This is a genomic window from Paraconexibacter antarcticus, from assembly GCF_024220175.1.
In the GTDB taxonomy this organism is placed as follows: domain Bacteria; phylum Actinomycetota; class Thermoleophilia; order Solirubrobacterales; family Solirubrobacteraceae; genus Paraconexibacter; species Paraconexibacter antarcticus.
In genome coordinates this window covers 3,063,457-3,083,011 of the sequence record NZ_CP098502.1, presented here as the reverse complement: position 1 = coordinate 3,083,011, position 19,555 = coordinate 3,063,457, and the positions used below count along the sequence as shown (strand labels likewise).

Annotated in this window: 21 protein-coding genes; 7 read left to right on the top strand and 14 right to left on the bottom strand. The window is 75.8% G+C overall.

Annotation, left to right across the window (positions count from 1 at the left end):
- Positions 1-12: 12 nt before the first annotated feature.
- Genes NBH00_RS15115 through NBH00_RS15100 form a run of 4 tightly spaced genes read right to left on the bottom strand, consistent with a single transcriptional unit; the run spans position 13 to position 2,420 of the window.
- On the bottom strand, positions 13-366 hold the full coding sequence (locus tag NBH00_RS15115) for a c-type cytochrome (RefSeq protein WP_254569423.1): 354 nt from the start codon (positions 364-366) through the stop codon (positions 13-15).
- On the bottom strand, positions 363-1,457 hold the full coding sequence (locus tag NBH00_RS15110; RefSeq protein WP_254569422.1) for a TIM44-like domain-containing protein: 1,095 nt from the start codon (positions 1,455-1,457) through the stop codon (positions 363-365). The genes NBH00_RS15115 and NBH00_RS15110 overlap by 4 nt, the downstream gene beginning before the upstream one ends.
- A complete protein-coding gene (locus NBH00_RS15105) occupies positions 1,457-1,723 on the bottom strand; it encodes a hypothetical protein (protein ID WP_254569421.1) in 267 nt (88 codons plus the stop codon). Before NBH00_RS15105 ends, NBH00_RS15110 begins: the two co-directional genes overlap by 1 nt.
- 10 nt (positions 1,724-1,733) lie before the next feature.
- A complete protein-coding gene (locus NBH00_RS15100; RefSeq protein WP_254569420.1) occupies positions 1,734-2,420 on the bottom strand; it encodes a hypothetical protein in 687 nt (228 codons plus the stop codon).
- On the opposite strand from NBH00_RS15100, the gene NBH00_RS15095 reads away from it, so the two are divergent.
- Together NBH00_RS15095 and NBH00_RS15090 are read left to right on the top strand one after the other, a co-directional pair.
- Positions 2,419-3,795, top strand: a complete 1,377-nt coding sequence (locus NBH00_RS15095; RefSeq protein WP_254569419.1) for a phosphomannomutase/phosphoglucomutase — start codon at positions 2,419-2,421, stop codon at positions 3,793-3,795. The two genes, NBH00_RS15100 and NBH00_RS15095, sit on opposite strands and share 2 nt — an antisense overlap.
- Before the next feature lie 22 nt (positions 3,796-3,817).
- Entirely contained in the window at positions 3,818-4,840 is a 1,023-nt protein-coding gene (locus NBH00_RS15090; RefSeq protein ID WP_254569418.1) for an MBL fold metallo-hydrolase, read from the top strand.
- Here the strand turns inward: NBH00_RS15090 and NBH00_RS15085 are convergent.
- Genes NBH00_RS15085 through NBH00_RS15075 form a run of 3 tightly spaced genes read right to left on the bottom strand, consistent with a single transcriptional unit; the run spans position 4,830 to position 7,219 of the window.
- Complete coding sequence (locus NBH00_RS15085) at positions 4,830-5,855, bottom strand: glycosyltransferase family 4 protein (protein WP_254569417.1); 1,026 nt, start codon at positions 5,853-5,855, stop codon at positions 4,830-4,832. The genes NBH00_RS15090 and NBH00_RS15085 overlap by 11 nt on opposite strands.
- The gene (locus NBH00_RS15080) at positions 5,852-6,286 is read right to left on the bottom strand and encodes an RpiB/LacA/LacB family sugar-phosphate isomerase (protein WP_254569416.1); all 435 of its coding nucleotides are present in this window, start codon (positions 6,284-6,286) and stop codon (positions 5,852-5,854) included. Before NBH00_RS15080 ends, NBH00_RS15085 begins: the two co-directional genes overlap by 4 nt.
- Positions 6,287-6,295: 9 nt before the next feature.
- Complete coding sequence (locus NBH00_RS15075; protein WP_254569415.1) at positions 6,296-7,219, bottom strand: class I SAM-dependent methyltransferase; 924 nt, start codon at positions 7,217-7,219, stop codon at positions 6,296-6,298.
- 56 nt (positions 7,220-7,275) lie between these two features.
- Here NBH00_RS15075 and NBH00_RS15070 point away from each other — a divergent pair, with 56 nt between their 5' ends.
- A complete protein-coding gene (locus tag NBH00_RS15070) occupies positions 7,276-8,496 on the top strand; it encodes a glycosyltransferase (RefSeq protein WP_254569414.1) in 1,221 nt (406 codons plus the stop codon).
- Between the two features lie 57 nt (positions 8,497-8,553).
- On the opposite strand, the gene NBH00_RS15065 is transcribed toward NBH00_RS15070, so the two are convergent.
- Positions 8,554-9,507: a glycosyltransferase family 2 protein gene (locus NBH00_RS15065; protein WP_254569413.1), complete on the bottom strand. Its 954-nt coding sequence runs from the start codon at positions 9,505-9,507 to the stop codon at positions 8,554-8,556.
- A gap of 25 nt (positions 9,508-9,532) precedes the next feature.
- Between NBH00_RS15065 and NBH00_RS15060 the strand changes: the two genes are divergently transcribed.
- Positions 9,533-10,771 carry a glycosyltransferase gene (locus NBH00_RS15060; RefSeq protein WP_254569412.1) on the top strand — a complete coding sequence of 413 codons (1,239 nt, stop codon included), beginning with the start codon at positions 9,533-9,535 and terminating at the stop codon, positions 10,769-10,771.
- 14 nt (positions 10,772-10,785) lie between these two features.
- On the top strand, positions 10,786-12,402 hold the full coding sequence (locus tag NBH00_RS15055) for a hypothetical protein (RefSeq protein ID WP_254569411.1): 1,617 nt from the start codon (positions 10,786-10,788) through the stop codon (positions 12,400-12,402).
- A gap of 20 nt (positions 12,403-12,422) precedes the next feature.
- Here NBH00_RS15055 and pdxT read toward each other — a convergent pair whose 3' ends face one another.
- The 5 genes from pdxT to NBH00_RS15030 form a co-directional block, all read right to left on the bottom strand.
- The gene (pdxT, locus tag NBH00_RS15050; RefSeq protein WP_254569410.1) at positions 12,423-13,019 is read right to left on the bottom strand and encodes a pyridoxal 5'-phosphate synthase glutaminase subunit PdxT; all 597 of its coding nucleotides are present in this window, start codon (positions 13,017-13,019) and stop codon (positions 12,423-12,425) included.
- Positions 13,019-13,903, bottom strand: coding sequence for a pyridoxal 5'-phosphate synthase lyase subunit PdxS (gene pdxS / locus NBH00_RS15045; protein ID WP_254569409.1), 885 nt, complete (start codon positions 13,901-13,903; stop codon positions 13,019-13,021). The genes pdxT and pdxS overlap by 1 nt, the downstream gene beginning before the upstream one ends.
- A gap of 140 nt (positions 13,904-14,043) precedes the next feature.
- Positions 14,044-14,925, bottom strand: a complete 882-nt coding sequence (locus NBH00_RS15040) for a MurR/RpiR family transcriptional regulator (RefSeq protein ID WP_254569408.1) — start codon at positions 14,923-14,925, stop codon at positions 14,044-14,046.
- Between the two features lie 120 nt (positions 14,926-15,045).
- A complete protein-coding gene (locus tag NBH00_RS15035; RefSeq protein WP_254569407.1) occupies positions 15,046-15,285 on the bottom strand; it encodes a hypothetical protein in 240 nt (79 codons plus the stop codon).
- Positions 15,286-15,390: 105 nt separating this feature from the next.
- Positions 15,391-16,866 (bottom strand): calcium-binding protein, encoded by a 1,476-nt coding sequence (locus NBH00_RS15030; RefSeq protein ID WP_254569406.1) that lies wholly within the window; start codon positions 16,864-16,866, stop codon positions 15,391-15,393.
- 195 nt (positions 16,867-17,061) lie between these two features.
- Here NBH00_RS15030 and NBH00_RS15025 point away from each other — a divergent pair, with 195 nt between their 5' ends.
- Entirely contained in the window at positions 17,062-17,424 is a 363-nt protein-coding gene (locus tag NBH00_RS15025) for a hypothetical protein (RefSeq protein WP_254569405.1), read from the top strand.
- Between the two features lie 127 nt (positions 17,425-17,551).
- On the top strand, positions 17,552-18,226 hold the full coding sequence (locus NBH00_RS15020) for an HAD family hydrolase (protein ID WP_254569404.1): 675 nt from the start codon (positions 17,552-17,554) through the stop codon (positions 18,224-18,226).
- A 27-nt stretch (positions 18,227-18,253) separates the two neighbouring features.
- Here NBH00_RS15020 and NBH00_RS15015 read toward each other — a convergent pair whose 3' ends face one another.
- On the bottom strand, positions 18,254-19,507 hold the full coding sequence (locus NBH00_RS15015) for an MFS transporter (protein WP_254569403.1): 1,254 nt from the start codon (positions 19,505-19,507) through the stop codon (positions 18,254-18,256).
- Positions 19,508-19,555 lie beyond the last annotated feature (48 nt).

Below are 19,555 nucleotides of genomic sequence, written 5' to 3'. Positions count from 1 at the left end.
GCAGCGGTCAGGTCAGGGCCGCCGCGTCGCCTGCTCGAGGAAGGCGGCGAGGACGTCGAGCTGCCGCGGGGTCAGGCGGTCCGCGTAGGACGGCATGCCGTTCGCGCCCTCGACGAGCGCGTCGCGGAGCTGCGCGAGGTCCAGGCGCTCGCTCGTGTCCAGGTCGGGGCCAGGCCCGCCGCGGGTATGGGCCGCGGCGAGCGCGTGGCAGCTGCCGCACCGCTGCGTCAGGAAGAGGTGCCGTCCGGCGTCGAGCGGCGGTGGCCCCGATCGCGCCCCGCAGCCGGCGATCAGCGGGGCGGCGAGCCCGAGGAGGGCGGCGGCGCGGGACGCCCGCCGGTGGAGGACACCGGCGGGGGTGCTCAACGCGGGACGACGCCGTCGGCGGCGACGACGAGCCACGGCCGGCGCGGGTCGTCCGACAGCCGCAGGGTCCACTCCTGGCGCGTCGTGCCGCGGCGGCGCTTGCTCCCCGCGAGCACCTCGGTCGTGTCGCGGTCCTCGACGTACTGCACGCCGTCGACCTCGAGCCGCAGGCGGACCTCCGGCGGCGGGCCCGGCGCGACCGCGGTGATCGTGCTGGAGCGGACCTCGAGACCCCGGATGACGAGGCGGGCGCGCTCGGTGGGCGTCGGGTAGAGGAGCGTGCGCAGGGTGCCCGGGCTCGTGCGCTCGGCGAGCCCGTCGTCCGGGCCGTCGATCGCGGCGGCCCACGCCTCGACGACCTCGCCGACGGCGGTCGCGAGGACGTCGGGGGCGAAGCGCCCGTCGACGAGCGAGAGGTCGAGCGCCGCAGCGCGGGCCGGCCCCGAGAAGCCGGGTGAGAGGAACTGGCCGACCTCGTCGGCGCGCACCCCGTCGGCCGCGGCGACCTCCATGACCGCCTCGGCATGCAGGCGCCGGTCATCGCCCTCGGGCACCGCGACGAGCGGCGCGGTGAGGTGGTGGCGCCCCTCGCGCTCCTGCTCGATCGAGACGACGATCCACGCCCCGTCGCGCTTGCCGAGCGTCCAGAACTCGCTGATCCGCGGGGTGGCGCCGTCCTCGCTCGGGATCTCGCGGCCGTGGCGGTCGACCACGACGTCGCGCAGCCGGGCGGTGAGCTGGACGACGGTGCGGTCCTCGGCGTCCCCCGCGCGGTTCGTCAGGCCGACGTAGCGCGCGGTCGGGCCGTCGAGGACGTCGACGGTGTTGCGCCAGCCCTTGCGGCGGAAGTCGGCGAGGCGGGCGTCCCACTCGACCATGAGCTCCGGGCCGACGAGCCGGCGCAGGGTCGCGACGTCGTCGGCGCTCCAGGCCCGCTGGATCGTGAGGAAGAGCTCGCAGGCGCGGGCCTCGACGGCGTCCGGGGCGAAGAGCGCGTCGTCCTCCGACGCCTCGGCGGCGGCGAGCCGCACCCGCTCGGCGCGGTCCTCCGCCGCCTTGCCGCGGCCGCGCAGGAGGTCGCGGAGGCCCATCAGGAGCGGCGGCCGCGCTGGGACATGAGGAAGAAGATCACCACGACGACGATGATGAGGATGAGGAGGCCGCCGCCCCCGCCTCCCCCGCCGCCGAAGAAGAAGAAGTGGTGCCCGCCGCCGAAGCCGCGGGAGCGGCCGCTGCCGAACCCGCCGCCGCCGGAGGGGGCGCGGAAGCTGTGGGAGCCGCCGCCGGCGCGGGCCCAGCCGTCGGCCGGGAGGAGCGCCACGAGGGACAGGGTGAGGAACGTCAGACGGAGGCGCACGCCGTCCACGCTACCCGGCGCCGGGCGCCGCCACGCCGTCCGGGCGCGCGAGGGCGTCGATCCGCCCGAGGATCGCGGCGGTCCAGGCCGCCCGATCGGCGGGATCGTCGACGTGGACGCGGCCGGGGTCGAGGCCGCCGCCGGGGCCGCCGTCGAGGGCGGTGAGCACCTGCGCGCGGAGCGCGCCGGACCCGCACGACCAGGCGGCGACGCCGCCGGGATCCCAGCCGTCCTGGCGGGCCTTGAGGTCGACGGCCGGCCCGTAGACCGGCCACGGGTCGAGGACGAGCGCGAGCTCCGGCAGCCCGCTGGCCGCGGCGAGGGTGAGCGGGAGGCCGCCGAGCGCGGTCCACACGACGACGTGCGGCTTCAGCCGCTGGAGCGTCGTGCCGAGCTGCAGGAGCCCGTGGCGGGAGATCCGCGAGGCCTCCAGGCGCGCCGGGCGCCGCCAGCCCCCATCCGGGGCGCGGAACCAGTGCAGCGAGCGGTCGACGCCGTCGAGCTCCGGCCCGTCCTCGTCCGTCGTCAGCACGCGGACGGTGTCGCCGCGGGCCTGCAGCGCCGCGACGAGCGCGGCCCAGCCCGGGGCGTCATCCGCGCCGTCGGCGGAGCGGTAGCGGCTGCCGACGGTGAGGACGCGCAGGCTGCGGGGGGTCGTGTCCGCCATGTCGGCGGCGAGCATAGGATGAGCGCCCATGAGCGTGCCTCCCGAGATCTTCAAGGCCTACGACGTGCGCGGCCTCTACGGCGAGCAGATCGGCCCCGACACGGCGTACGCGATCGGCCGTGGCTTCGCCCGCGTCATCGCCGGGCTCGCGGGCAAGCCGGTCGGCGAGGCCGTCCTCGGCCTCGGCCGCGACATGCGGCTGACCGCTCCCGAGCTCGCGGGCGAGTACCGCCGGGGCATGATGGACGAGGGCGCCCACGTCATCGACGCCGGCCAGGTCGGGACGGAGATGCTCTACCACCTCGTCGGCTCGCGCGGCCTCGACGGCGGCCTCATGTGCACCGCCTCGCACAACCCGAAGGCGTACACCGGCGCGAAGCTCGTCAAGCAGGGCGCGATAGCCCTCAGCGGCGACGAGGGCATCCAGGACATCCGCGCGCTCATCGAGGGCGGCCTCGGGGACGCCCCCGGCGGGGGGACGAGCGAGGAGGTGGACCTCTACGAGGAGTTCCAGGCCGCCGCGCTGAAGTTCATCGACCCCGCGAAGGTCAGGCCGCTGAAGGTCGCCGTCGACGGCGGCAACGGCATGGCCGGGCCGATGGTCGGCCCGCTGCTGCGGCAGCTCGGCCTCGACCTCGAGGAGACCTACTGGGTCCCGGACGGCGACTTCCCCGGCCACGAGCCGAACCCGCTGCTCCCGGAGAACCGCCAGTTCATCATCGACCTCGTCCGCTCCAGCGGCGCCGACCTCGGCATCGCCTGGGACGGGGACGCCGACCGCTGCTTCTTCATCGACGACACCGGCGAGTTCGTCGACGGCGACTTCCTCACCGCGATCCTCGCGCAGCACCTGCTCGCGAAGTCCCCCGGGGAGACGATCCTCTACGACGCCCGCGCCTCCCGCGTCGTGGCCGACCTCGTCACCGCGGCCGGCGGCACCCCGGAGATCGGCCGCGTCGGCCACGCGTTCTTCAAGACGCGCATGAAGCGCGAGGGCTCGCTCTTCGGCGGCGAGGTCTCCGGCCACTACTACTTCCGCGACTTCCACTGCGCGGACTCGGGCACGATCCCGGCGCTCCTCATCCTCGAGAAGCTCTCCGAGGAAGGCGCGAAGCTGTCCGAGCTGCTCGGCCCGCTGCGCGACAGCTACTTCATCAGCGGCGAGATCAACTCGACCGTCGCCGACGGCCCCGCGAAGATGGCCGAGATCGAGGAGACGTACGGCTCTATGCCGGGCGCGACGGTCACCCACGTCGACGGCGTCTCGGTCGACTTCGAGGACTGGCACTTCAACGTGCGCATGTCGAACACGGAGCCGCTGCTCCGCCTCTGCCTGGAGTCGCTGCACTCGAAGGCCGACATGGAGGCCAGGCGCGACGAGGTGCTCGGCGTCATCCGCGCCTAGCGGGTCTCTGCGCCGCCACGCCATGCCGGATTCCATTCGCGAGCGGGACCTCGCCGCCGCCGCGGCGGCGGGGATCCACCGCCTCCCCGTCCCCACCCCGTTCGCCGTCGGGCGGGTGAACTGCTACCTCGTCGAGGACGATCCGCTGACGCTCGTCGACTGCGGGCCGAACTCCGGCACGGCGCTGACGGTGCTCGAAGCGGCGCTCGCGGCCCACGGACGCCGGGTCGAGGACCTCGAGCGGATCGTCCTCACCCACCAGCACATCGACCACACGGGCCTCGCGCAGATCCTCGCCGACCGCTCGGGGGCGGAGCTCTGCTGCTTCGACGCGCTCGTCCCGTGGCTCGCGGAGTACACGCGCCACGCCGCCGACGACGACGCGTACGCCGCGCGGCTCATGCACCGGCACGGGATCCCGGACGACATGGCGCTCGTCCTGCAGGCGGTGACCGGCGCCTACCGGGCGTGGGGCACGGCGGTGACCGTGGGGACGCCGCTGGCGCCGGGGTCGGAGCTCGGCTTCGCGGATCGGACGTGGCGCGTGCTGCTGCGGCCCGGACACTCGCCGTCGGACACGGTCTTCCACGACGAGGAGCGGCGGATCCTCGTCGCCGGGGACCATCTCATCGCCCACGTCTCCTCGAACCCGCTCGTCGCCCGCCCGCTGGACCGCGCGGACGACGGCGACGTCACCGCGCGGCCGCAGGCCCTCGTCACCTACCTCGAGTCGCTCGCGCAGACGGCGGAGCTCGACCTCGGCCTCGTCCTCCCCGGGCACGGCGACCCGATCACCGACCACGCCTCGCTCATCGCCTCGCGGGTGCGCTCGCACGAGCGGCGCAAGCGGAAGATCGCCGGCCTCATCGACCAGGGGCCGCGCACGGCGTACGAGCTCGCGACGGAGATGTGGGGCAACATCGCGGTGACGCAGGCGTTCCTGACGCTGTCGGAGGTCCTCGGCCACGTCGACCTCATGCTCAACGAGGGGTCCGCCGTCGAGGAGGCCGACGCGGACGGCGTCGTGCGGTTCGTCAGGGCCTGAGCGCGGCGTGGACCCCGGCGGCGGTCCGCTGCCACGAGAAGCCGGTCGCGCGGCGCAGCCCGCGCTCCTGCAGGTCGGCGTGGAGCCTGGAGTCGGTGACGAGCCGCTCGAGCGCGAGCGCGAGCCCGTCGGGGTCGTCCGCCCGGGCGTAGAGCGCGGCGTCACCGCAGGTCGCGGGCAGCCCGCCCGCCGTCGTCGTCACGACCGGCGTCCCGCAGGCCATCGCCTCCAGGCACGGCAGGCCGAAGCCCTCGTGACGGCTCGGCAGCACGAACGCCGCCGCGCCCGCATAGAGCCCGGGCAGGTGCTCGTCGGCGACGTGCCCGAGCGACCGCACGCCGTCGGGCAGGCCGGCGCCGTCGTCGTCGAACTGCGGCCGCCCGCCCCCGGCCGCGAAGAGGTCGATGCCGAGCTCGCGCAGCGTCGCGGCGGCGGGGCCGAGCGCGCGGAGGTTCTTGCGCGAGGTGCGGCTCGCGACGGTGAGCACGTAGGGGCGGTCGCCGAGCCCGTGGGCGGCGCGGGCGGCCTCCGCGTCCGCGCCCGGGTGCATCCGCACGTGGTCCACGCCGCCGGGGACGACGGTGATCTTCGCCTCGTCCGCGCCCGCGTAGTCGACGAGCTCGCCCCGCGAGAAGTCGGACACGGTGATGATGCGCGAGGCGTGGCTCACGATCCGCGGCAGGACGGTCCGCTGCCAGCGGACGTAGAGCGGCGAGTACCACTCGGGGTGGCGCAGCGCGGCGGTGTCGTGGACGACGACGGCGGTCGGAACCCCGCCGAGCGGCGCGAGGTTCGCCGGGCAGAGGACGAGGCGCGCGCGGCGTCGCTGGGCGAGGAGCGGCAGCAGCAGCTGCTCCCAGGCGTGGCCGGCGCGGTGCGAGAGCGCCTCCGGCGGCCGGGCGACGAGGTAGTGCCCGGGGTACTCCCGGGGGAGGCGGGTGGTGAGCTCGCGGGCCCAGCGCTCCACCCCACCGAGCTCCGGGCGTGCCGCCGCCCGCGCGTCGATGAGGATCACGTGGCGTCGAGCCGGCGGATGTTGGCGACGTCGTCCTCGTCGGTGCTCGGCTCGGCGGTGAACCAGGCGTCGAGGATCTCCGAGAGGACGGGCTCCGAGGTCGCGCGGAGGCTCAGGGCGAGGACGTTCGCGTCGTTCCAGCGCCGTGCGCCGGCGGCGGTCACGGCGTCCGCGCACAGCGCCGCGCGCACGCCGGGCACCTTGTTCGCGGCCATCGCCGCGCCGGTGCCCGTCCAGCAGCAGACGACGGCCTGCTCGGCCCGGGCCTCCGCGACCTCGCGGGCGGCGGCCGCCGAGCACCACGCCCAGTCCGCGCGATCGCCCGGGGCGAGCGCGCCGAACGGCACGACCTCGTGGCCGCGCTCCTGGAGCTGCGCGAGGACGGCGTCGGCGACGGGAGTGCGTTCGTCGGCGGCGACGGCGATGCGCATGCTCCGAGCCTACGCGGCGGGCGGCGGTGCGGCGGCGGTGCGGCCGAGGACGAACTGCGCGTTGCCCCGGTCGGTCAGCCGGGCGACCGGATAGGCGACGCGGTGGACGGCGTCGAACGCGGCGCGGAGGGCGCGCCGCCGGCGGCCGTGGCCGGTCCGCTGCGGGGAGAGCGACGTCTCGCGGTAGAAGTCGTAGGGCGTGGCGAAGGTGCGGACGGCCTCGACCGCGTAGCCGGTGCCCGTCAGCAGCCGCCGCGCGGTGGCGGGCGCGAAATCGTAGAAGTGGACCGGCAGCTCGGGGTACTCCCACACGCCGGTCCGCCGCGCGAAGAGGCGGTGGGTGAGGCGCGGGTAGAGGCCCTCGACGTTCGGGAAGGTCGCGGCGACGTGGCCGCCGGGCCGCAGCAGGGTGCGGGCGAGGCGGAGCTCGTGCCGCGGATCCGGGAGGTGCTCGAGGACGTCCCAGAAGGTCACGAGGTCGAACGGGGCCTCGTCCTGCAGCTGCGGCAGGACCTGCTCGAGCGTCCCGGTGCGTACGTCGAGCCCGCGGTCCCGCGCGGCGGCCGCGGTGCTCGCCCCGAGCTCGACCCCGACGACCGCGGCGGCGTCGGCGCCGCGCGCGACCTCGAGCCAGGCGCCCGAGGACGCGCCGACGTCGAGGATCCGCAGGCCGTGCGGGGTGAGGCCCGCGGCGCCGAGGTGGCCGAGCTTCTCGCGGGCACGGTCGAGCGTGATCGCCCGCAGGTCCCCGAGCAGCGCCTGGGAGAACGCCTCGTCGTGGTAGTACGCGCGGTCCAGGACGTCCGCGCCGGGCTGCGGGTCGAGGAAGACGAGCCGGCAGGACGGGCAGCGGACGAGGGTGAAGCCGTCCCGGGCGAAGAGCGGCGCGAAGGGCGGCCGCTGCCCGCAGACGATGCACTCGCGCTCGGCCATCGGCCCGGGAGCGTAGTGCAGGGGCGCTCGTTACAGTCCGCCGCGATGGCCGCGCGATGAGGATCCTCACGATCGGGAACATGTACCCGCCCCACCAGCTGGGCGGCGCGGAGATCGTCTGGCAGTCGTGGGTGGAGCACGCGCGGGCCGCCGGGCACGAGGTGCGGGTCCTCACGAGCGACGTCGTCATCCCGGGGGCCGTGGTCTCCGCCGCGAGCGAGACGGGCGTCGCCCGGACGCTGCGCTGGTACTGGGAGGACCACGCCTTCCCGAAGCGCTCCCTCCCCGCCCGCGTCCGGCTGGAGCGCGAGAACGCGCGGACGCTCGCCCGCGAGCTCGCCGCGGTCCGCCCCGACGTCGTCGTCTGGTGGGCGATGGCGGGCATGTCGTTCGGCCTCGTCGAGCGCGTGCGCCGCGCGGGCGTCCCGATGGTCGCGGTGCTCGGGGACTACTGGCTCACCTACGGGCCGGACGTCGACGGCTGGATGGCGCCGTTCCGGTCGCGGCCGCGCCTCGGGGCGGTGGCGGAGCGGCTGACCGGGCTGCCGACGAGCGTCGACCTCGGGACCGGCATGCACTACGTCTTCATCAGCGAGACGGTGCGCGGCCGGGCGCTGGAGGCGTTCCCGGGCCTCCCCGACCACGAGGTCGCGAACCACGGGCCGGACCTGTCCCTCTTCCGGCCCGCCCCGCGCCCGGACTGGTCGTGGAAGCTCCTCTACCTCGGCCGGATCGACGAGCGCAAGGGCGTCGCCGTCGCCGTGCGCGCGCTCCTGCGCCTCCCCGAGGAGGCGACGCTGACGATCACCGGGTCGGGGGACGAGGCGCACCTCGACGACCTACGGGCGCTCGCGGCGTCGCTCGGGCTCGGCGAGCGCGTGACCTTCGCGGGCAAGCGGCCGCGGGCCGAGCTGCCCGGCGTCCTCGCCGCGGCCGACGCGCTCGTCTTCCCCGTCACCTGGGCCGAGCCGTGGGGCCTCGTGCCGAGCGAGGCGATGGCCGTCGGCCTGCCCGTCGTCGGCAGCGGCCGCGGTGGCTCGGGCGAGTACATGCGCGACGGCGAGAACGCGCTCCTCTTCGACCCCGAGGCCGGCGGCCCCGAGGCCCTCGCCGCGCGGCTGCGCGAGCTCGCCGCCGACCCGGCTCTCCGCGAGCGCCTGCGGACGGCAGGCCGCGCGACCGTCGAGGCGATCTGCGCCGACGACTTCGACACGCGCGTGCAGGCGGCGGCCGCGCGGGCCGCATCCCGCACCCCCACCCCGCCGACTGACAGCTGACGCAGGACAGGTCTGCCTGAGCTGTCAGTCGGCGGGGGTGGGTCGGTGGGTGGCGGCTCAGCGGCGACGGTGGCGGACCGCCGCCAGGAAGCCCCGCCGGTGCCGCGCGGCGTACGCGAGCGCGCGGTCGCGCCGCCATCCGGCGGGCTCGCGGCGGGCCTGGAGCCGCGCGGCCGCCCACGCCGCCCCGGCGAGCAGCGCCGTCCGGCGGCGGCCGAGGCCCACCTGCATCCACGCGTACGTCGCCGCCTGCTTGCGGTCGTCGCGGGCGCCGTCGTCCGTCCACGCCTGGCTGGTCGCGGCGCTCACCGCGTGGGTGACGGCGGCGTGCGGGACGTAGCGCGTACGCCAGCCGGCCCGGCGCAGCCGCCAGCACAGGTCGACGTCCTCCGCGTAGAGCCACTGATCGGCGCGGAAGCCGCCGATCGCGTCGAACGGACCGCGGCGGACGAGCAGCAGCGCCCCGTGCGCCCAGTCGACGATCGCGGGCCGGTACGGGTCCCAGCGGCCCTCCACGACCCGTCCCGCGGGCAGGAGGTCCGCCGCCGACGGCAGATGGATCGCGGCGAGCGCGGCGAGCGACGGGAACGGGTGCACGTGGTGCTGGACCGCGCCGTCGGGGAGGACGAGGCGCGGGGCGAGGACCGCGGTCTGCGGGTCGCCGTCGCCGGCGGCGACGAGGTCACGCAGCGCCCCCGGGTGGACGGCGACGTCGGCGTTCGCGGCGACGAGCCAGCGCGGCGGCGGACCGGGGTGCGCGGCGGCGTCGCGGGCACAGCCGAGGTTGATCGCCGGCCCGTAGCCGAGGTTCGCCCCCGCCTCGACGAGCGTCACCCACGGATGGCGCTCGCGGACGCGCGCCGGCGAGCCGTCCGTCGAGCCGTTGTCGACGACGACGACCCGCGCGAGGCCGGAGTCGTGGTCGGCCCGCAGCGCCTCCAGGCACGTGTCGAGCAGCGCCGCGGTGTTCCACGAGACGACGACGACGAGCGCGGCGGGGTCGGACGGCACGCGGGGTAGGGTATGCGCGCCGCCGATGTCGCATCCCCCCGCCCCCGCCTCACGGCCCCGCCGCCCGCTGGAGCTGTGGTGCGACACCTTCCCGTCGGTCTCGGAGACGTTCGTCCTCGCGGAGGCCCGCGCCCTGGCCGGGCTCGGCCATCCGGTGCGGATCGGCGCCGGGGCGCCCGGTGACGGCCCGGGCGACCACGGCCTGCCGGTGAGCCACCTCTGGCGAGAGGGCACGGGCGAGCGGCTGCGCGCGATGGCGGCGGTCGCCGCGCGCCATCCGTGGCGCTGCCTGCAGGACCTCGCCGCGCGGCGCCGCTGGCGCCGGGAGGAGCCGGTGCCGCCGCTGCGGACCCTCGCCCCGGCGATCCGCCGGCTCGAGGCATCTGGCGCCCTCGTCCACGCGCACTTCGCGACCGGGCCCGCGCTGCGGGCCCTCCGCGCGAGCCGTGTCCTCGGCCGCCCGTGGTCCCTCACCGCCCACGCCTACGACATCTACCTCGCCCCCGCGAACCTTCCCGAGAAGCTCAGCGCCGCCGCCCTCGTCACGTCGGGCTGCGAGTACACGGTGCAGGAGCTGCGCCGGCGCGCGGGTCCGGGCGACGCCGGCCGCGTGCACGAGATCGTCATGGGCGTGGACCCCGAGCGGTTCCGCCGAACGGCGCCCGCCCCGGGCGGCCGGCGCATCCTCGCCGTCGGCCGCCTCGTCGAGAAGAAGGGCTTCGCGTTGCTGCTCGACGCTCTCGCGGACCCGCGGCTCGCCCGTGCGGACCTCGTCCTCGTCGGGGCGGGACCGCTCCTGGACGCACTCCGCGCGCAGGCGGCCGCACTGGGCGTCGAGCGGCGCGTGCGCTTCACCGGAGCCCTCGCGGAGGACGCCGTCCGGGGCGAGCTCGAGGCCGCCGACGTCCTCGCCATGCCGTGCGTCGTCGCCGCCGACGGGGACCGCGACTCGATGCCGGTCGTCGTCAAGGAGGCGATGGCGATGGAGGTCCCCGTCGTCGTCTCCGACGCGGTCGGGCTGCCGGAGGTCGTCGTCCCCGGCACCGGGGTCGTCGTCGCGACCGGTGACGCGTCGGCGCTCGCGGCCGGACTCGCGCAGGTCCTCGCGCTCGGCCCGGCGGAGCGGGCGGCGCTCGGACGGGCCGGGCGCGCCCGCGTCATCGAGCGCGCGGACCTCCGCACCGAGACGGCGCGGCTGAGCGCGCTGCTCGCGGAGCTCCCGGAGACGGCGCGCGGTCATGCGTCCGCCCGCCCGACCGACTAGATTTGATCCCTTCGATGGACGACCTTCCGCAGGCCGCCGTCACGCCTCAGGGTGTGCGCGACGGCGATCCGGCCGTGCTCACGGCGCTCGTCGCGCGCCGCGGCCCCGCCGTGCTCGCGTTCTGCGAGGCCGTCTGCGCCCCGGAGGACGTCCCGCCGGCGCTGGCCGAGGCGTTCGCGCGCTTCCGCGCCCTCGTCGTGGCGGTGGGTGACACGTCGGGCGTCGACCCCGAGTCCTACCTGCTCGGCGCGACCCGCCACGCGGCCGCGTCGATGGCCCGGCCCCCGAGCGACGGCCGTGGCGTCCTCCGCGTCCTCGGTCGCGGGGCGAGCCCGGAGACGTATGCCGCGGTGCCGTCGCTGCTCGCGGCGCGGGCCGACTCGATGCTCGGCGAGGACGACCTCGAGCGCCTGCACCGCCTGCTCGAGCGCTCGCCGGGGTGTCGTGAGGTCGAGGCCGCGTTCCGCCGGGCCGAGCGCGGCTACCGCAGCCCGCCCGACCGCCCGCTCGACGTGACGACGACCGCGCTCGCGGTCTCCGCCATGCAGGGCGCCGCCCCGCTCGCGGACGGCGTGCCGATCGCCGAGGCACCCGAGCCGCCGCTCGCCGTCGAGCTCACCCCCGTCCCCGCGCCCACCCCCGTCGTCGAGCCGGAGCCCGTCGCGGAGCCGCAGCCGATCGCCGAGGCGCCCGCGCCGGAGCTGGCCCCGGACCCGGAACCCGCGCCCGCTCCCGAGGAGCAGCCCACCGCCGTGCACGCGGTCCTGGCCCCGGACGAGCCCGCGGAGCACGCCGCGCCCGAGGAGGAGCCGGCCCCGTTCATCCTGGACACGCCCGAGCCGGTCGAGGAGCTCCCGCTCCCCGTCGCCGCGGTCGGCGTCGCCCTGCCCCACGGCCTCGATGCCGGCGCCGTCCCGGCCGGCGAGCCCGACCACCTCACCGAGCCCGACCCCGACATCGTCCCCGCCTTCGCCGCGACCGGCCGCACGCGCCGCCGTCTGCCGTCCCCGCGTCTCCCGCGGCCCCGACTGCCCGCCGGCGGCGGCCGCTCGCTCCCGCGCCACAGCGAGACCGCGGTCGCGACGGACGAGGACGCCGAGCTGCTCGACCCCGGCCCCGTCTACCGGCTCCTGCTCCCCGCCATCGCGGTCATCGTCGCCGTGCTCGTCATGCTCGCCATCGCGGGCGTCTTCGGCGGCGGCGACCCCACGCCCGCGGTCATCGTCGGCCCCGCCGCCGCCGTCACTGCGCCGGGGTTGACGACGAGCACCGCGGCGGTGGCCGCCGCTCCCTCACCCGCGCGCCGTCGCCCCACCCGGCGCGCTCCGAAGCGAGCCGTCGGTCCCGCGCCCCCCGCGACGGCCACCACCCCCACGGCCACCGCCGCCACGCCCACCGTCCCCACGCCGGTCCGGGCCGGCGCCACGACGCCCGTGCCCACGGCGCGGCCCGCCGGTGCGGCCGCCCCCGCCCGCGCGACCACCGCCCCGACCCCGCGCAAGGCGAAGGTCGAGAGCGTCACCCCGACGCAGCCGGCGGCCGCGCTCCCGGCCGGCGACGCCTCCACCCCGCCCGCCTCGACGACGAGCACCGGCGGCGGCGAGTCGGTCTACCAGCCCGCCACGCCGTAGCGCCCCACGCGGCTGCGCGCCTACGCGCCCCGGCGGGCCCGGACGCGGGCCAGGAACGCGGCGTGCAGCCGGTCGTCCCCGGTGATCTCGGGGTGGAACGACACCGCGAGGACTTCGCCCTGCCGGACGGCGACGATGTGCCCGTCGACGGCGGCCAGGACCTCGACGTCGGGCCCGTGCTCGGCCACCCACGGCGCGCGGATGAAGACCGCGCGCATGGGCGCCCCCGCGCCGGTGATCCCGTCGAGCTGCAGATCCTCCTCGAAGCTCCGGATCTGGCGGCCGAAGGCGTTGCGCTCGGCCGTGACGTCGAGGATCCCGAGGTGCGTGCGGTCGAGCATGATGAGCCCGGCGCAGGTGCCGAGCAGCGGGGCACCCGCGGCCGCGAAGGCCTGCAGCGGCTCGGCGAGCCCCTCGCGGGCGACGCCGAGCGTCATCGTCGTCGACTCGCCACCGGGGATGACAAGCCCCTCGAGCCCGTCGAGGTCGGCCGGCACGCGCACCTCGCGGACGCGCGCGCCGAGCGCGGTGAGCATGCGCGCGTGCGCGCCGTAGTCGCCCTGCAGGGCGAGGACGCCGACGAGCGGGCCGCCGTCCGGTGCGGACGCGTCCCCCACTACCAGCCGCGGCCGGCGAACGTGGCGCCGGACTCGAGCTTGCGCGCCTCGAGCGACTGCATCGCGGCGCCGAGGCCCTCGCTCGCCGCGGCGACGCGGTGCGGGTCCTGGAAGTGGGTCGTGGCCTCGACAACGGCGCGGGCCCGGGCCACGGGGTCGTCGCTCTTGAAGATGCCCGAGCCGACGAACACGGTCTGGGCGCCGAGCTGCATCATGAGCGCGGCGTCGGCCGGGGTCGCGATGCCGCCGGCGGAGAAGAGCGGGACGGGCAGCGCGCCGAGCTGGGCGGTGAGGCGGACGAGCTCGAGCGGCGCCTGGTGGAGCTTCGCGGCGGTCGCGAGCTCGGCGCCGTCCATGCCGGCGAGCGAGCGGATGTCGGCGTTGATCGAGCGCATGTGGCGGACGGCCTCGACGATGTCGCCGGTGCCGGCCTCGCCCTTGGAGCGGATGAGCGCCGCGCCCTCGCCGATGCGCCGCAGCGCCTCGCCGAGGTTCGTCGCGCCGCAGACGAAGGGGATCTCGAACGCCCACTTGTCGATGTGGTTCGCCTCGTCGGCGGGCGTGAGGACCTCCGACTCGTCGATGTAGTCGACCTCGAGGGCCTGCAGGACCTGCGCCTCGGCGAAGTGGCCGATGCGGGCCTTCGCCATGACCGGGATCGACACGGCGGCCTGGATGCCCTTGATCATCGCCGGGTCGCTCATGCGCGCGACCCCGCCGTCGCGGCGGATGTCGGACGGGACGCGCTCGAGCGCCATGACGGCGACCGCGCCGGCCTCCTCCGCGATCCGCGCCTGATCGGCGTCGACGACGTCCATGATGACGCCGCCCTTCAGCATCTCGGCGAGGCCGGTCTTGACCCGGGGCGTAGCTTCGTCGCGCATTGACAAAGTGTACCTCGGCGGTCGGGATTGACCGTGCCCGGTCCGTCCCATCCTCACGGCGCCCGTTGGCCGCGGCGGCGTGGCACCTCGCCACCCCGGGCGATGCCGCGGCGGCTGCCCGCGCCCGGGACCGGCGGCCGCTACTTCAGCCGGAACGCCTTGATGCGCTCCTGGTACTGCTGGGTGTCGCGGGCGTACACGCCGTAGGCGAGCGCCTGGATGATCGACAGCAGCGCCGTGTGCGACCGGACGTAGGCCGGGCTGTTCGACGAGTAGTACAGGCGGATCGAGGCGAGCTTCGCGACCTCGGAGAGCGTCGCGTCGGTGATCGCGACCGTCCGCGCCTTACGGTGGCGGGCGAGCTTCATGGCGCGGACGACGAGCGGGTGCGGGCGGCCGGCGCTCAGTCCGATGACGAGCGTGTTCTCGTCGATGCGGCCGAGGCGGCTCAGGGCCTCCTGCGACGGGCTGGCGACGATCTCGGCGCGCAGGTCGAGGAGCATGAGCAGGTGGCGCAGGTAGCTCGCGAAGAACGCCATCTGGTCCGTGCCCGCGATGAGGACGCGCTCGGCGGACGTGATCGCGTCGATCGTCGCCTGCACGTCGCTGCGGGAGACCTTGCGCGCGGTCTCCTCGACGTTCACGTGGTCGGAGGCGATCGCCGTCTCGAACTCGTTCTGGTCGAGGCTGAAGAGCGGCTCGACGGACGCGCCGCGCGGCCCCTCCGGCGCCGTGTACCGGCGGCGGTACTCCTGCCGCGCCGAGTCCTGCAGCTCGGGGAAGCCCTCGAAGCCGAGGGCCTGCGAGAACCGCACGACCGTCGAGCTCGAGGTGTTCGCGCGGCGCGCGAGCTCCTCCGCGGTCTGGAAGGCGACCTCGTCCAGGTGGTCGACGATGTACTGCGCCACGTCCTTCTGGGAGCGCGAGAACTCGTCGAAGCGGGCCTGGATGTAGGCCGACAGGGTCTGGTGGCCGTGCGCCTCGTGTGGCGCGGCCTGGGTGGTGGTTGCGGTCCTCTTCATGGGCGACCCCGATGTTCGACGTCGCATGCAGGCGTTCCTTCACGGCGATGACCGAAAGTGCGCTACGTCCCCGCTCGCCGGGACGTCATCGGGCGCCCGGAGCGGGCGCGGCCGGACCCGTCAGTCGAGGTCGGCGCGCGGCCGCAGGTGGCCGTCCGCCTCGCCGTAGAGCGCATCGTCGGGGATGCACTCCTCGGTGAAGTGCTCGGCGTGGCTCGTGATCCGGCCGGTGCCGGCGTCGTCCCCGTGACTCGCGTGCTCGATGAGCATCGCCTCGGCCATCTCGAAGCCCTCGGACTCGCCGCCCCCCGCCTCGAGCACCGGGAGCATGGCCGGATCCTTCGGGTCGTCGAATCGCATGGGACGAGCGTAACGGAGCCTGTCAACCGTGAACAGGCGTTCCGGAACGGCGCGGGGCCCCGATGATCGGGGCCCCGCGGTCCTGCGATTGCTCCGGTCCGGCCGTCAGCTCACGCGGACGATCTTGTTGTCCGCGAGCACGTACTGGATCTCGCAGTTCTTGATCGTCTTGCGCTCGCGCTGGTTCAGGCGGATCTTGTCCGTGCCCTTGCCGCAGTCGACGGTCGCGCTCGGCCCCTGGACCGAGATGTTCACGACGTCGTTGCCGGTGCCCGCGCTGATCGAGTCCGCGCCGAAGCCGCCGGACAGGATGTCCGCGCCCGTGCCGCCGATCAGGCGGTCCTTGCCCGACCCGCCGTTGACCTTGTCGGCTCCGGCTCCACCGTCCATGAAGTCCTTGCCGAGGTCGCCGGTCATCGTGTCGTTACCGGCCTTGCCGTACAGCCGGTCGTCGCCGATGCCGCCGTTGACCTTGTCGTTGCCGTTGTCGCCCTCGATGCAGTCGTTGCCGCGACCGCCGTCGAGCGAGTCGTTGCCGCCGAGGCCGATGATCCGGTCCTTGCCGTTCGTGCCGGTGATCCGGTCGGCCTTCCCGGTGCCGACGATCGCGTACTGCGAACCCTGGCCGCGGAGGCAGATGAGCTTGCCGTACTTCTTGATCGCCTTCGTGAGGCTCAGCACGGTGCCGCCGCTCGGGCCCTGGAAGGGCAGGCCGACGACGATGACCTTGCCGGTGCCCGACGCGGTGGCGGGGATGATGCAGTAGCCGCTCATGGCGTCGTAGACGGCGCCGGTCGGGCAGATCTTGCCGCTGAGGCCCGGGATCTGCTTGTTCGGATCACACGTCGTCGCGTCGCCGGTGACCTTCGCCTCGGCGATGACGATGTCCGCGAGCGGGGTCGTCGCGGTGCTCCCGAAGAGCTTGATGTGCGCGGCGCGGCGCACGAAGGAGCCGTTCTCGCGGACCTCCTCGTTGAACTTGATGTCGACGATGATCCCGAGCGGCTGGAGGGCCTTCTGCAGGCCACCGAGCAGCTCGTTCAGCGAGATCGGCGTGCCGCCGAGCGTCAGGTCGGCCATCGAGCTCGTGCCCTGCAGGACCGGCGAGCCGTTGGCGCAGGAGCCGGTCGCGGTGGAGTTCGCGGCGCCGACGCCGAGGACGACGGAGGTGCCGCCGAGCGGCAGCTGGAGCTTCTCGACGCGCGCGGTCGACGTGACCTTCTGGTCGATCGCGCTGCCGAGCTCGGGCGTGATCGTCGTCGTCGCGCTGGCGCTCTGGGCCTGGGCGACGCTCGTCGGGATGCCGAGCGGCGTCGCGAGGTTGTCGGCGCCGGCCTCCTCCGACGCGCACTGCGCGCGGTCCGCGCTCTTGTTGTTCGCGGTGCTCGGGTTGCCGTTGGCGACGATCGGCTCGACGCGGTTCTGGCCGCCGATGGAGGTCCAGAGGGCGCTCGCCCGGCAGTTCCAGACGGGTGACGCCGTGAAGGCCGAGGCACCCGCGGGCACGACGGCGAGGATCGACAGCGCGAGCAGCAGCCCGCAGAGCCCGCGGACGCGGGAGAGGTTGTGTACGACGGGCATGAGAGGAGTCCCCCTGTGTGTGGATTCAGGCCGCGCGGCCCCGGCGCGGTGCTCTGCGGGTGCGTCCGTCCTGCCAGGCCGGACGCGCGGAGCACGGTCAGCATACCGGTGCGAGAGCGGCGCGGTGCCGATTTGCGTGCAAGCGCGCAGTTCGCGGCGCGGCCGACATACGGCTGCCGCCGGTAGCATCGCGCCATGCCGAGCACCGCCGCCGCCCGCCGGACCGCGATCGGGGTCGGGGTGCTGACCACCGGGCTCGGCGGGGCGCTGGCGGTGGCCCCCGAGGCATGCGGGGCGGCCGTCGGCCTGACCGACACCGCGGGGCTCCGGACGATCGGCGTCGCCGACCTCGCGCTCGTCCCGGGTCTCGTCCGCGGGCCGCGGCGGTGGCCGTGGATGGTCGCTCGCGGGACCCTGAACGTCGGCATCGTCGCCTACCTCCTCGGCCGGCCGCCCGGCCCCGACACCACGCGCCGCCGCGTGCTCTGCGGCGTCCTCGCCGGCGTCACCGTGCAGGACCTGCGGGTCGCGGTCGCCCTCCGGCGCGCCGGCGCCTGACCGCGCGGGGGTCGGCGCCGCGGGCGTGGCCGCCCGGGGCCGCACGCGGGCCGCGCGGCAGATGACGCGGCGCCCGGGTGTCCGAGCCGGCGGGCACCGCCGGCCCCCGCTCCGCGATGATGGCCGCGTGCAGATCCGCGCCGTCACGCTCGACCTCGACGACACGCTGTGGCCGTTCGCGCCGGTCGCGGCGCAGATCCAGGAGGCGCTCACCGCCTGGCTGGCCGAGCACGCGCCGCGGACCCGCGTGCGGCATGACCCGCAGACGCTCGCCGCCGAGCTCGCGGCGATCCGCCGCGAGCACCCCGAGATCGCCCACGACCTCGGTGCCGTACGGCGCGAGGTGCTGCGGCGCGCGCTCGCCGCCGCGGACGAGGACCCCGCGCTCGCGGAGGAGGCGTTCGAGGTCATCTTCGCCGCGCGCCAGCGCGTGAGCCTCTACCCGGACGCCGCCGCCGCCCTCGACCGCCTCGCGGCGCGCGTCCCGCTGCTCGCCCTCACCGACGGCAACGCGGACCTCGAGCGCACCGGCGTCGCCCGCTGGTTCGTCGGCCTCGTGAACGCCGGCGACGTCGGCGTGACGAAGCCGGACCCGCGGATGTTCGCGGCGGCGAGCGAGCACCTCGGGCTCGAGCCCGCCGAGATCCTCCACGCGGGCGACAACCTCGAGCTCGACGTCGCCGGGGCGCTCGCCGCCGGCTTCCAGGCGGCCTGGGTCCGGCGCGACTTCGAGGGCACCGCGCCCGCGGGCGCCCACACGGTCGCCGACCTCACCGCGCTCGCGGAGCTCGTCGGGGCCTGAGGCCCGGGGCTGCCGCCCACACCCCGCTCACGTCACCGGCACCGGCGCGGCGCGGCGGTCGTCCGCGAACACGTGTCGTCGCGGCAGCAGCAGCGGGGTCGCGAGCAGGAGGACGCCCGCCGCCGCGATCGCCGCGCGCGGGCCCGCGACGGTGGCGAGGAGGCCCCAGATCGCGGTCAGCCCCGCGACGGTCAAGCCGCTCGTCACCGACCAGGCGGACAGCGTTCGCGCGACCCGGTCGGCCGGGGTCTGCTCCAGGCGATAGGCGGCGAACACCGGGTTGAAGACGCCGACGCAGGTGACGAGCCCGAACTGCAGCACGAGGACGAGCGCGAGGCCCGCCGGCCCCGCGGGGACGAAGGCCAGGCCGAGCGGCCAGCAGGCCCGGAGCGTGCCGGCCGCCCGCAGCACGCGGTCGCGGCCGAAGCGGGCCACGCACCGCCCGGCGAGGCGCGAGCCGACGAGCCCGCCGACGCACGGCGCGCCGAACGCCAGGCCGTACTCCCACGGGGCGAACCCGAGCCGGCCGAGCATGAGCACGGCGAGCAGCGGCGCACTGGCGAGAATGAGGCCGTTGACGAGGACGGTGTTGAGGAACAGCGATCGCAGCGCCGGGTGCCCGAGGATCACGCGCCACCCGGCGAGCAGGTCGCCGGCACGCATCCGCCGGGCGTCCGCGGGCCGGGCGGGGATCGCCTCGTCTCCGCCGATGGAGCGGACCCCGGCGGCCGAGAGGAGGAAGCTCACCCCGTTCGCGACGACCGTCGTCATCGGTCCCAGCACGCCGATCGCGGCGCCGCCGAGCGGCGGGCCGACCGCGGTGGCGGTCCACGCCGTCGACTCGAGGCGCGCGCTCGCGGCGAGGAGGTCCCCGGGGGCGACCAGCCCCTTCAGGCACGCGCCGCTCGCCGCCTTGAACGCGATGTCGGCGGTGCTGACGAGGACCGAGACGGCGACGAGCTGGCCGAACGTCAGCCGGCCGAGCGCATAGGCCGCCGGGACGCTCATGAGCGCGCAGAACCGCACGAGGTCCATCGCGACCATGACGCCCCGCTTGCTGCGGAACTCGATCCACGGGCCGAGCGGGAGCGCCGCGACGGCGCCCGCGGCGAGCCCGACCGCGGCCAGGGCGGCGACGGCGCCCGGGCCGGCGTGGAGGACGAGGATCGCGATGAGCGGGAAGGCGTCGAAGGCGACCCAGGTCCCGAAGGTGCTGACGGCGTAGGCCGCCCACAGGCGCCGGAACCGCCGCCGGGATGAGTCGCGATCGCCGTGGGCCACGAGGGGGCGTTGTACAGGGCGCGCCGGTCGGCGCGGACCCGCCGCCGC